Source organism: Priestia flexa NBRC 15715 (assembly GCF_001591565.1).
GTDB classification, from domain to species: Bacteria; Bacillota; Bacilli; order Bacillales; family Bacillaceae_H; genus Priestia; species Priestia flexa.
The window spans coordinates 1-10476 of record NZ_BCVD01000127.1 but is presented as its reverse complement, the minus strand read 5'-3'; the positions used below and the strand labels follow the sequence as shown (position 1 = coordinate 10476).

The window sequence follows — 10476 nt, the reverse complement described above, 5'->3', positions numbered from 1 at the left end:
TTCCCGCAGAAAGTGAGTGTCTGCAGCGCAATGGAACGAACTTGTTTTTACAACTTAACAATGTTAGAACAGTCATGATTCGTCTGTGAAAAGGAACCATGTAGTTACGTCCGAGTTTCTTTTTTGTAAGTTACATGTACTAGTTTGACAAAATTCTTAACGAGATTTTGTATAGATTGAGAGAGGGCTTCTTATCGCAATAGTAAGTTTTGTACTTTTTTCTATTACAGAATTTGTTATTATTAGGTAGGTGCTGTAGGTTATTAAGTTATTACATTATTAGTACAAGGCTCATATGAAATGATCATATTAAAATCAATGATATCTAGTCGATTCAGACAGCTGAATCGATTTTTTGAGAAAATATTGTTAAAAATTTGAAACTTTCATGTTTGCGTCGCGTATATAATGGTGTAATGTCACACAATCGTCACAAACGGAGGTGAAAAAAGATGGAGAGTTTGTTGGAATACCGTCTATTGAAATTAAATGAAACATATACTTCTATTTATCATTATGAGTCTATTGAACTAGAACAAGTGCTTGCTCGGAGGGAATGTGAATTTTTCGTAAAAGAAGGTGTTACCTATAAGCAGCGTTCGTCTGCTTTTGAAGATGATATTCATGTAATCTACGTTGATGAATATGAGCATGCTCCTAAAGAGGAGAAGGAAAGTGATAGCGAATATTTAACGCTTGAAATTCGAGAACTGAATTCGTATCGTAATCACCCGTTGCTTACAATCAAGTCCCTCTCCAATCACCTTGAAGTGCTCTCATATTTAGGCACTGTTTATAGTTATTTCAACGGTCGAGAATGGGAGCGGGACTCAGCAGAAATTGATGAAGACCGAAAAGTATATGTACTATATGTCACCGAAACAGGAGTTAAGTATTGAGGAGGAAGAAAGATGTCAAAAACAAAAAAAATGATGGCTGGCGTTTTAACCACTGTAATGGTTACTTCACTCGTTGGCTGCGGGTCGAATCGCCCTCCTGAACCGGATGATGACAGCTGTAGAGACTGGGATTGGGATGAAGATACTCAAACATATTATTGTGATAGCTCATCAAGTACAACTGGTGGAGGCCACTACTATCATAATGGAAAAACATATAGCTCTAAAAAATCCTTAACAAGTGACTCATCCTATAAATCTTATAAATCTGGAATTGGATCAGGGACTAAAGGTGGTTTTGGGGGATAAACATGACCGATATACGCAAACAATTCTATGAAAATATCGACTCGTTTTGGCATGATTTATACGATGAAGAGTACGCTTTATACGATATAAAAGTCGAAAAGGCAGAAAAAATTAAGCAGGTTAAAACCGCTGCAGATCGAGTGGGGCATGTATTTTTTAAAACAGCTCATCTTTTACGAGCGCTTAACGACGAAACGTTGCAATCATTAGGATTTCCAAAAGAAGTTTTACCTTATATTCGGCTTCAGACCATGGAGGTAGAAACTGTGATTTCTCGAATTGATTTCATCGTTAACGAATCTGGTATCAAAGTGATGGAGTTAAATGCGGACACTCCTACCTTCATTAAAGAATTATTCCACGTGAATCGTCGTGTTTGCAAGCAGTTTGGTTTACATGATCCTAATCAAAAAGAAGAAGAACATTTATCTCGTGTATTAAAAGAAGCCATTTTCAAAGCTTATGAAAAGCTTGGGAAGACGACGCATCCGCATATTGTTTTTTCATCCCATGGTGACCATGAAGAAGACAAATGGACAACAACGTATTTAATGGAACAAGCCAATGTAAAAGCAAGGTATGAACCGTTAGATAAGCTTAGAATTGTAGATAAGCCAATATATGAACAAGGAGAGCTTGTTTTAGAGCCAGGACTATATGATACGACCGGGCAGAAAATTGACGTTCTTTATCGACAAACGTATCCCATTGAGCACTTAGTGAACGATAGAGATCCAGTTACAGATGAAGGCGTTGGTGAGATGCTTTTAAAGCTTGTCAAAGATAAACAACTCGCAATTATCAATCCGCCATCTGCTTTTTTATTGCAATCAAAAGCAATTCAAGTTGTGATTTGGGGCCTGTATGAGCAGAAGCATCCGTTTTTTACAAAAGAAGAGCATGAATGGATTTATACTTATTTCTTACCTACATATTTAGAAGAAGATGTTTTTATAAAAAGTCAAAAGCCTTATGTAAAAAAGCCTTCGTTTGGTCGAGAAGGTGATACGGTTGAAATATATGAAGGTTCAGGTAAAAAAGTGGCTGAGGACGCACAAAAAACGTATGAAGATGAAGTGCCTGTTTATCAACAATTCTTAGAACTTGACATAGCAGAAATTGTCACAGAGAGAGGAAAACAACCGGCCCATATTATGTATGGTTGCTTTTTACTAAATGGAAGGCCGAGTGCAGTTGGTATTCGAGCGGGAAATCAAATTACTGATAATGCATCTTATTATTTGCCAATTGGATTAAAAAATGAAAGTGAGGATGAAAAAAATGGCGTTGACTGAATGGATTGAATGGGGAAGTATTGGTAGCTTTCTAGCTCACGTAGTTGTAGGTTTACTTTTGTTATTTCTTGGAATTATCGTATTTGAATTAACAACAAAGTTTAATGACCGTGAACTTATTCGAAAAGGAAACCTTGCCGTTGCACTTAAGTTATGGGGAAAAGGAATTGGTCTTGCAATTGTTATTTACACGGTTTGGAGCAATAGCGTTAACTTAGTTGATGCAGCTGTTTGGGGCATAGTGGGAATTGTAACACAGGTGATTGCTTATTGGATTATTGAATACATTATGACACCTAAAACAAACTTGGCAAAGAAAGTTGAAGAAGGTAATATTGCCGTTGGTTTTACGCTGTTTGCTGCTGCGATTGCTGTTGGCTTTATTGTTGCGGGAAGCTTAACTTATTAACGTTAGCTGAAATGTTAAAGAATGAACGATAGACAAAAGGCGATTCCTTGATTAAGGGGAATCGCTTTTTGGTACTTTGGATTGCTCAGCATCAAGAAGCTCTTTTGTATGAGCTCGATCGGCTTGAACAATTCGTTGCTGCATATAAAAAGGAATCACAAACAGCAAAATAAATAAAAACAGATAGCCCATGTGCTTTCCTCCACAATTAAAAGTCTTACTTTTATTATGTGAAAAAATAATAAAAATAATTCTCTGTAGAAATTATCATTCAGCATATATTTTTCTCGTGTTCGTTCGCATAGTTTTATATTCAAAACAAACACTAAATACAGCCTTTTATACTGAATAAATTAAAGAGGGTGAATGAATGAAAAAGAGATTTTTGTTGTTAAGCTTTACAATGATGCTATTAATAAGTTGCAGTCGTTCAAATGAAACAGCTAGGCCAAGCCTCTATTTAATTCCCGATGGATATAGAGGTTGGGTGGCGGTTGAATATGATAAAGATAACGGGCAACCTACGGAAATGGAAGGGGAATATACAGTTTTTCATATTGACCAAAACGGCAGAAGTCGAACAAAAACGTTACTGACGCATGAAGGATGGGCTACGAATAAATATTACTATGTAAGCGACGGTGGCGATAGAAAAGAGTTAAAACCAGGAAAAATGATTCATGGCGCAACGGAAGGGACAGAAAATACCAATCATACAATTGAGTTTTTCTTTGTAGGAAGCGCAGATGAATTTGACAAAGCAGGTGATTACAGAAGGGAATATAAATCAAACTAAAAAAGTAGTCAGCTATGAGTGCTGGCTACTTTTCGGAATGAAAAACACTAAATTTGAGCTGTTCAATTTTAGCTAGCGCTTCTTTTTGATCTTCGCTGCTTGTAACCCAGCTAGGAACGTAAACATGGAACAAATCGGGCTCGGGAATATGCCTTGGGTGGCCGACTTTAACATAGGATTCAATGTATTGTAAGTGTTCTAAATTATATGCCCATAGCAAATGATTTGGACAAGATGTTTTTAAATACAAAGGCAAGTTAAAAAAGGGATCGAATCCTTCTTTAAATTCAAAAGAAAGTTCCATTTTATGTGAAGCACTATCATCATAACCGCAGTTTGAGCATTCACACTGATGTAACCCATTGATATGGCTAACTGAAGTTATACGAGCACAAAGTTGACAGCTTGGACATTGAACTAAAATAAAATCATGAAACTTATATAAGCATTCTTTTTTGTTTTCTTGTTGATTTGTCATCATTTGTACCTCAAATTGTAAAGCTTTTAGAAAAAGTAAAGAGTATTTTTACTTTAAACGTTTACTCTCTGTATTATTCATACCATAGCTTTTACAGGAAAACAATAAAAAACCTTTTCGGAACCAAAGTTGTGTGATATAGTATGACAAATCAGAAAAAATATAGAGAATGGTGAGATGAGATGAGTCAACAGGAACAATGGACATCAAAAATTGGCTTTATTTTAGCTTCGGCTGGTTCCGCTATCGGAATTGGAGCTATTTGGAAGCTTCCTTATGTAGCAGGTACAAGTGGGGGAGGAGCGTTCTTTCTTCTATTTATTCTGTTTACAGCTATTATCGGTCTTCCTTTACTACTAGCAGAGTTCGTATTAGGACGTAATACGCAAAAAGAAGCAATTCGTGCTTATGACGCTGTAGCGCCCAAATCCATCTGGAAAGGAATTGGCTACCTAGGCGTAATTACGTGCTTTATTTTGTTATCATTTTATAGTGTAGTTGGCGGCTGGATTTTACAATACTTATTTGCCAGCGTGACAGGTGGACTCAGTGGAGTGAAAGACTATAGTACATTGTTTGGTAACACAATTGCTAATCCAACAAGCGCTGTAATTGCACAGTTTGTATTTTTACTCCTGACAATTATCGTAGTATCTCGAGGGATTCAAAACGGAATTGAAAAAGCAAACAATATTTTAATGCCTGCATTATTTGTACTTTTTATTGCTATTATTATTCGATCTTTAACATTAGATGGCGCAATGGAAGGCGTCAAGTTTTTTCTTTATCCAGATTTTACAAACTTAACGTCTGAAGCTATTTTATTTGCGATGGGTCAGGCATTCTTTTCATTAAGTGTGGGTGTTTCCGTAATGGTAACGTATAGCTCATATTTAACGAAGCAACAGAACTTGCCGAAATCTGCAGTGTCTATTGCTGGTTTAAACATTGTCATATCTCTATTAGCTGGCCTTGCAATTTTTCCAGCAGTTTTTTCAATGGGAGGAGAGCCTGCAGAAGGACCTGGGCTGTTATTTGTAGTTTTACCTACAATTTTTGAACAACTTCCTTTTGGACTAGTATTCCAAACATTGTTTTTAGCGCTATTTTTATTTGCAACATTGACATCTGCTTTTTCTATGCTTGAGATTATTGTGGCGTCATTAGCAAAAGGGAAATCTGGTAAACGTATTAAGTTGTCATGGATATCTGGAGTATTAATTTTTATTGTTGGTATTCCTTCAGCACTATCGTTTGGACCGCTAGCAGACGTAATGATTTTTGGTAAATCAATTTTTGATGCTGCCGATTTTTTAGTAAGTAATATTTTAATGCCGTTAGGTTGTTTGCTCTTAGCTTTATTTGTACCATGGAAAATGAAAAAAGCTGTCTTAATTGAAGAGTTTCAACAAGGTTCTAACAATGTGAAAAAGTGGTTTGCGCTTTGGTTACTAGTCATTCGCTATGTAGCTCCCGTATTAATCATCATTGTATTTGTAAATATGTTAGGCTTTCTTTGATAAGTTGCGAGAGAACGCTGTTTTGACGGCGTTCTTTTTGCTATGAGTAAAAGGGGGGACACGCAGGTGGTTAATTTCTTATATGAGATGTTTGTTGGTGTCGGAGTATTTGTTTTGCTGTTTGTTTTATTAATAATTGCTAGAGTTGCGGGGAGTAGAAAGAAGTAGATGGTAACAAATTCTATTTGAATTTCAAAAAAAATAGTACACGTTATTAAAAAATGTGGTAGTATAATATCCTATGAGCATAATTAGACAATGTTCGCATGTGTTGTGATGAAGCGTTTTTTAGAAAGAGGGATCGTCTTGAGTGAGGAAGTTCTGGTCAAGATTCTATCTCAAGCGTATGAACAAAATAAGACGTTACCAATTGTCTCATTAGCGTCTTTCTTTGACGAAAATAGTTTGCATTTTCGAGTGAAAGCTACGCTGCCAACCGGTCTTACGTATCGTACGCTTATGTCAATTCAGAATAAAACGTGTGTCCAAGATGTGTTAGTGGAAGTACTACAAGTCGATCATGTTAACAATGATGGACCAGTTTCTGAATGTGTTTATATTTTAACAAATGGCACAGCGAAAGAGGTTGAACAGTGGGTTGAACCACTACAGCCGACAATGGTGTGCGAAGGATATTTATATGGCGAACCGTACAATGCGCCACAGCTAAAACATGACTACCGCGTGTTTGCTGTAAAATGGTAATCCCGTTTCGAACAAAAACAGCCCCCCTGCTAGTAGGGGGGCTGTTTTTGTTGAAATATGTTTAATAAGGGTGGGCATCGTGTCCTTTTTGTTCAGCTTCTTGTACAGCATCAGAAGCCTTATTACTTCCTAAAGGAGAACCCCCTTCAATTGGGAAGTGCCCAAATGATGGGGTGATTTCGGATCCAGCTTCCATATCATAAGTGCCATCGTCATTCATCGTAAAGCCAATGCCAGCTGCCACTTGTCGACCATAATCTTCGTCGCACTTTGTTAAAAGCTCGATCATACGCTGTTGGATCTGTTGGTGACAAGGCTTAAGCCCGTCCACAAGGTTTTGAATCAAATCTTTACGCTCCCATTCTTCTAGTAAACGATAGCGCTCACCAGCTTGCTTGAAATCATTTGTACGTTCAATTTTTTCTTTTTTAAGATGGCCTTCTACTTTGGGTTGATGAGGCTTAGGTCTATCTGTTGCTTCTTTAAGGCCACCTAAAAGCGAAGGTTCATAGTTAACATGAGGGTTTTGGGTCGGTGCCTCATCCACATGGTAAGCCATTTGGCCATCTCGTTGATTTGTTGCTACATGCTTTTTTGGTGCATTGATCGGCAGCTGCAAGTAATTTGCACCAACGCGATGACGCTGAGTATCTGAGTAAGAAAACGTTCTACCTTGAAGCATTTTGTCATCAGAGAAGTCAAGACCATCTACTAACACGCCAGTTCCAAACGATATTTGCTCGGTTTCAGCAAATACATTATTCGGGTTTTTATTAAGGACCATTTTCCCAACTGGTAGAAACGGAAATTGATCTTCAGGCCAAATCTTTGTATCATCTAAAGGGTCAAAATCCAGTTCAGGGTGTTCGCCATCCTCCATAATTTGCATGCAAAGCTCCCATTCTGGATAATCTCCTTTTTCAATTGCCTCATATAAATCTTGCGTAGCGTGACTAATGTTCTTTGCCTGAATAGCTTCAGCTTCGCTCTGAGTAAGATTTTTAATACCTTGTTTTGGCTCCCAGTGGTATTTAACTAAAAAAGCATCCCCATTTTTATTTACCCACTTATATGTATTAACTCCTGAGCCCTGCATTTGACGGTAGTTAGCTGGAATCCCCCATGGAGAAAATAAAAAGGTAATCATGTGCATTGATTCAGGCGTTTGGCAAATGAAATCGAAAATTCGTTCCGTATCTTGTCTGTTGGTAACAGGGTCTGGTTTAAATGAGTGGATAAGGTCAGGGAACTTAATTGCATCCCGAATAAAAAAGATTTTTAAGTTATTTCCCACCAAGTCCCAATTTCCATCCTCTGTGTAAAATTTAACTGCAAATCCTCGAGGGTCACGCATCGTTTCTGGAGAATCTTTTCCATGAGTAACAGTGGAAAAACGTACAAACACAGGAGTTTGCTTACCTGCTCCTGAAAAAACTTTTGCACGCGTATAATTCTCTACAGGTTCGTCACCTAGTTTTCCATATGTTTCAAAGTATCCGTGAGCACCGGTTCCTCTAGCGTGAACTACGCGTTCTGGTATACGTTCCCTATCGAAATGGGCAAGTTTTTCAATTAGTTGATAGTTCTCTAAAGTAGCAGGGCCGCGATTTCCAATTGTGCGACTGTTTTGGTTATCACGAATGGGGTGTCCTTGACGAGTTGTTAATGTTTGTTCATCTTCACCTTCAGTAAATCGCTTATCTTCAGAATCACCGGCGCCATTTACGTTCGTACCGTGAATTCCGTCTTTGTTAGACATTTACGTATTCCTCCAATCAGCTTAAGTTATTACAGTAAACTATTTTTTCCATGTTTTATCATTTTATGCATCTATTTCATTTGAAAAGGTGCATAAACGAAAAAAACACAAAAAAGTTTCAGCTTTTGGTAAAAATACGACGAACTATACAAAAAAATAATTGAAATATAAACATAATGTTAACGGTGATTTTAGAACCAATCTTACCCTCCGAAAAGGAATTTAAATGTAAAATAAAGTTAATTAAATAATCTTATATACTTATAAAGTACTGAAAATGTCATTCTGTAGGCATAGAAATGGAAGAAAAATGTCGGTTCTTGTAACAAAAATGTAATATTGGTGATGTTATTTTGTAATACAGTGTTGTTACAATGTAAACGTCTTAGATTAGTAGATTATGACAATGGAGGAACCTTTTCTATGAAAAAGTTAATATATTCTTTAGCATTATGTGGATCTTTAACAGTAGTACCAACAATTAGTGAAGCGGCATTAGGTGATACAACTTTACGTCCAGGAATGAGTAATTCAGATGTAAAACAATTACAACAACAATTAAAAAACAAGGGTTATTTTACATACGGTACAACTACAAATTATTATGGAACAATTACAAAGAGCGCAGTTATGAACTTTCAGCGTGCGAATGGATTAGCTGCAGATGGAATTGCCGGTAAAAATACATTTAGTAAACTGTTAGGAAGTAGTTCTAATTCTTCTAGCACATCTAGCACTTTATTACGTGTTGGTTCTAGAGGTGCAAATGTTCAATCTCTACAACAGCAGCTGAAAAACAAAGGTTATTTCAAGGGAAATACTACTCAATATTTTGGGTCAATTACGAAAAATGCAGTTATGGCTTTTCAACGTGCGAATGGTCTGTCAGTAGATGGAATTGCAGGGCCAGCTACGCTTAATAAACTGAAAAATGGTGGAACTAGCGCTGGTTCAGGCTCTACTTCAACGGGTACATCATCTATATTACGTCCGGGCATGTCTGGTTCATCAGTAAGTAGCTTGCAACAAAAATTAAAAAATAAAGGTTATTTCTCTGCTAACGTAACGGGATACTACGGTTCAATTACAACAAGTGCAGTTCGCTCGTTCCAACGCGCAAACGGCTTGTCAGCAGATGGAATTGCAGGGCCAGCTACGATGAACAAATTAAATTCTAGCTCAAGTTCAAACAACACTACGTCTAAGCCAAGCGTTAGTACGCCATCAAGCTCTAGTGCTTCAAAAGTAACTTCATATGGGAAACGTTTCGTGGGAACACCATACGTATGGGGAGGGACTTCTCCAAGTGGATTTGACTGCAGTGGATTCTTAAACTATGTATATCGTAACGCTGCAGGAGTTAGCTTACCGCGTACAGTTGCGGGTATCTACAGCACAGGAACTCGTGTTAGCACACCGAGCCCAGGAGATATTGTATTCTTTGAAACATATCAGCCGGGTGCAAGTCATGCAGGAATTTACTTAGGTGGAGGTCAGTTCCTTCATGCATCATCATCTAAAGGTGTTATGATTAGCTCTATGAGTAACTCATACTGGCAGCCTCGTTATTTAGGTGCGAAACGTTATCTATAAGTTTTAAAAGGGGATAATATACTATCCTCTTTTTTGTCATTGAAACAAGACAAGTATGACTTTTGTTTCTTTTTGGTATGATAAACATGAAAAAGGAGGAAGAAGTAACATGGCGATTGTAGATTTAACGATTATACCGGTAGGGACTAAAACGCCCAGCGTTAGCCAATACGTAGCGGATATTCAGAAAGTGTTAGAGAAATACAAAGAGGAGGTAGAGTATCAGTTAACTCCCATGAATACGCTTATTGAAGGTGAGCTTGGTCTTTTGTTGAAAATTGTTCAAGAGCTACATGAAGTTCCGTTTGAAAATGGAATCGAGCGAGTGTGTACTAACTTGCGTATCGATGATCGACGAGATAAAAAGCATACAATGGCTGGTAAATTAAAGGCTGTTGAATTAAAAATGAATCAAAACTAGCAGCTACCATCAGCTGCTAGTTTTTTTGTTACTTGTTTACCAAGAAGATGGTAACAAGGAGTATGTATGCATTTCATCATGGTACAGAAATTTTGTTAGTTGCGAGCCGTTAAACGTAAAGGAGTATGCTGGTTCTGTTTTTTCTCCTTTGGGAAATAAAATAGAGGTTTTAGTGCCGTTTGAAGTAGTTGGAACTGTAAAAAATCTGAGTTAGTTAAATTGGTATAATCTAGAAGGGAATCTTTTGAATAAATTAATAAAGACTGTGAAGGGTTTGGGACATAACAAAATC

Annotated in this window: 13 protein-coding genes; 9 read left to right on the top strand and 4 right to left on the bottom strand. The window is 37.2% G+C overall.

The annotated features are described in order from the left end of the window. Positions 1-452: 452 nt before the first annotated feature. Genes BFL01S_RS16845 through BFL01S_RS16830 form a run of 4 tightly spaced genes read left to right on the top strand, consistent with a single transcriptional unit; the run spans position 453 to position 2912 of the window. Entirely contained in the window at positions 453-899 is a 447-nt protein-coding gene (locus tag BFL01S_RS16845; protein WP_035321291.1) for a hypothetical protein, read from the top strand. Positions 900-911: 12 nt separating this feature from the next. Next, on the top strand, positions 912-1208 hold the full coding sequence (locus tag BFL01S_RS16840) for a hypothetical protein (protein WP_025911357.1): 297 nt from the start codon (positions 912-914) through the stop codon (positions 1206-1208). A 2-nt stretch (positions 1209-1210) separates the two neighbouring features. Further along, positions 1211-2503 carry a glutathionylspermidine synthase family protein gene (locus BFL01S_RS16835; protein WP_061786394.1) on the top strand — a complete coding sequence of 431 codons (1293 nt, stop codon included), beginning with the start codon at positions 1211-1213 and terminating at the stop codon, positions 2501-2503. Continuing rightward, the gene (locus tag BFL01S_RS16830) at positions 2490-2912 is read left to right on the top strand and encodes a DUF350 domain-containing protein (RefSeq protein ID WP_061786393.1); all 423 of its coding nucleotides are present in this window, start codon (positions 2490-2492) and stop codon (positions 2910-2912) included. The genes BFL01S_RS16835 and BFL01S_RS16830 overlap by 14 nt, the downstream gene beginning before the upstream one ends. Before the next feature lie 51 nt (positions 2913-2963). Here the strand turns inward: BFL01S_RS16830 and BFL01S_RS20825 are convergent, their stop codons facing one another. Then, on the bottom strand, positions 2964-3104 hold the full coding sequence (locus tag BFL01S_RS20825) for a hypothetical protein (RefSeq protein ID WP_167556126.1): 141 nt from the start codon (positions 3102-3104) through the stop codon (positions 2964-2966). A gap of 178 nt (positions 3105-3282) precedes the next feature. On the opposite strand from BFL01S_RS20825, the gene BFL01S_RS16825 reads away from it, so the two are divergent. Beyond that, complete coding sequence (locus tag BFL01S_RS16825; protein WP_061786392.1) at positions 3283-3708, top strand: DUF6843 domain-containing protein; 426 nt, start codon at positions 3283-3285, stop codon at positions 3706-3708. Positions 3709-3733: 25 nt separating this feature from the next. Here the strand turns inward: BFL01S_RS16825 and BFL01S_RS16820 are convergent, their stop codons facing one another. Next, positions 3734-4189, bottom strand: a complete 456-nt coding sequence (locus BFL01S_RS16820) for a hypothetical protein (protein ID WP_144594068.1) — start codon at positions 4187-4189, stop codon at positions 3734-3736. A 179-nt stretch (positions 4190-4368) separates the two neighbouring features. Here BFL01S_RS16820 and BFL01S_RS16815 point away from each other — a divergent pair, with 179 nt between their 5' ends. Then, positions 4369-5706 carry a sodium-dependent transporter gene (locus BFL01S_RS16815; RefSeq protein WP_025911316.1) on the top strand — a complete coding sequence of 446 codons (1338 nt, stop codon included), beginning with the start codon at positions 4369-4371 and terminating at the stop codon, positions 5704-5706. A gap of 306 nt (positions 5707-6012) precedes the next feature. Next, positions 6013-6411 (top strand): YfbO family protein, encoded by a 399-nt coding sequence (locus BFL01S_RS16810; RefSeq protein ID WP_225002376.1) that lies wholly within the window; start codon positions 6013-6015, stop codon positions 6409-6411. Positions 6412-6472: 61 nt separating this feature from the next. On the opposite strand, the gene BFL01S_RS16805 is transcribed toward BFL01S_RS16810, so the two are convergent. Then, positions 6473-8170 carry a catalase gene (locus tag BFL01S_RS16805; protein WP_061786390.1) on the bottom strand — a complete coding sequence of 566 codons (1698 nt, stop codon included), beginning with the start codon at positions 8168-8170 and terminating at the stop codon, positions 6473-6475. Positions 8171-8593: 423 nt separating this feature from the next. Here BFL01S_RS16805 and BFL01S_RS16800 point away from each other — a divergent pair, with 423 nt between their 5' ends. Both BFL01S_RS16800 and BFL01S_RS16795 read left to right on the top strand, forming a co-directional pair. After that, positions 8594-9763 (top strand): C40 family peptidase, encoded by a 1170-nt coding sequence (locus BFL01S_RS16800; protein ID WP_061786389.1) that lies wholly within the window; start codon positions 8594-8596, stop codon positions 9761-9763. A gap of 109 nt (positions 9764-9872) precedes the next feature. Beyond that, positions 9873-10184 (top strand): MTH1187 family thiamine-binding protein, encoded by a 312-nt coding sequence (locus BFL01S_RS16795; protein ID WP_025911324.1) that lies wholly within the window; start codon positions 9873-9875, stop codon positions 10182-10184. A gap of 95 nt (positions 10185-10279) precedes the next feature. Here BFL01S_RS16795 and BFL01S_RS20920 read toward each other — a convergent pair. Further along, positions 10280-10476, bottom strand: a 197-nt coding sequence (locus BFL01S_RS20920) for a hypothetical protein (protein ID WP_218008540.1), incomplete at its 5' end; no start/stop codon positions are given.

Coding starts and splice junctions, on each gene's coding strand:
- BFL01S_RS16845 (WP_035321291.1), top strand. CDS start 453: ATGGAGAGTTTGTTGGAATACCGTCTATTGAAATTAAATGAAACATAT.
- BFL01S_RS16840 (WP_025911357.1), top strand. CDS start 912: ATGTCAAAAACAAAAAAAATGATGGCTGGCGTTTTAACCACTGTAATG.
- BFL01S_RS16835 (WP_061786394.1), top strand. CDS start 1,211: ATGACCGATATACGCAAACAATTCTATGAAAATATCGACTCGTTTTGG.
- BFL01S_RS16830 (WP_061786393.1), top strand. CDS start 2,490: ATGGCGTTGACTGAATGGATTGAATGGGGAAGTATTGGTAGCTTTCTA.
- BFL01S_RS20825 (WP_167556126.1), bottom strand. CDS start 3,104: ATGGGCTATCTGTTTTTATTTATTTTGCTGTTTGTGATTCCTTTTTAT.
- BFL01S_RS16825 (WP_061786392.1), top strand. CDS start 3,283: ATGAAAAAGAGATTTTTGTTGTTAAGCTTTACAATGATGCTATTAATA.
- BFL01S_RS16820 (WP_144594068.1), bottom strand. CDS start 4,189: ATGATGACAAATCAACAAGAAAACAAAAAAGAATGCTTATATAAGTTT.
- BFL01S_RS16815 (WP_025911316.1), top strand. CDS start 4,369: ATGAGTCAACAGGAACAATGGACATCAAAAATTGGCTTTATTTTAGCT.
- BFL01S_RS16805 (WP_061786390.1), bottom strand. CDS start 8,170: ATGTCTAACAAAGACGGAATTCACGGTACGAACGTAAATGGCGCCGGT.
- BFL01S_RS16800 (WP_061786389.1), top strand. CDS start 8,594: ATGAAAAAGTTAATATATTCTTTAGCATTATGTGGATCTTTAACAGTA.
- BFL01S_RS16795 (WP_025911324.1), top strand. CDS start 9,873: ATGGCGATTGTAGATTTAACGATTATACCGGTAGGGACTAAAACGCCC.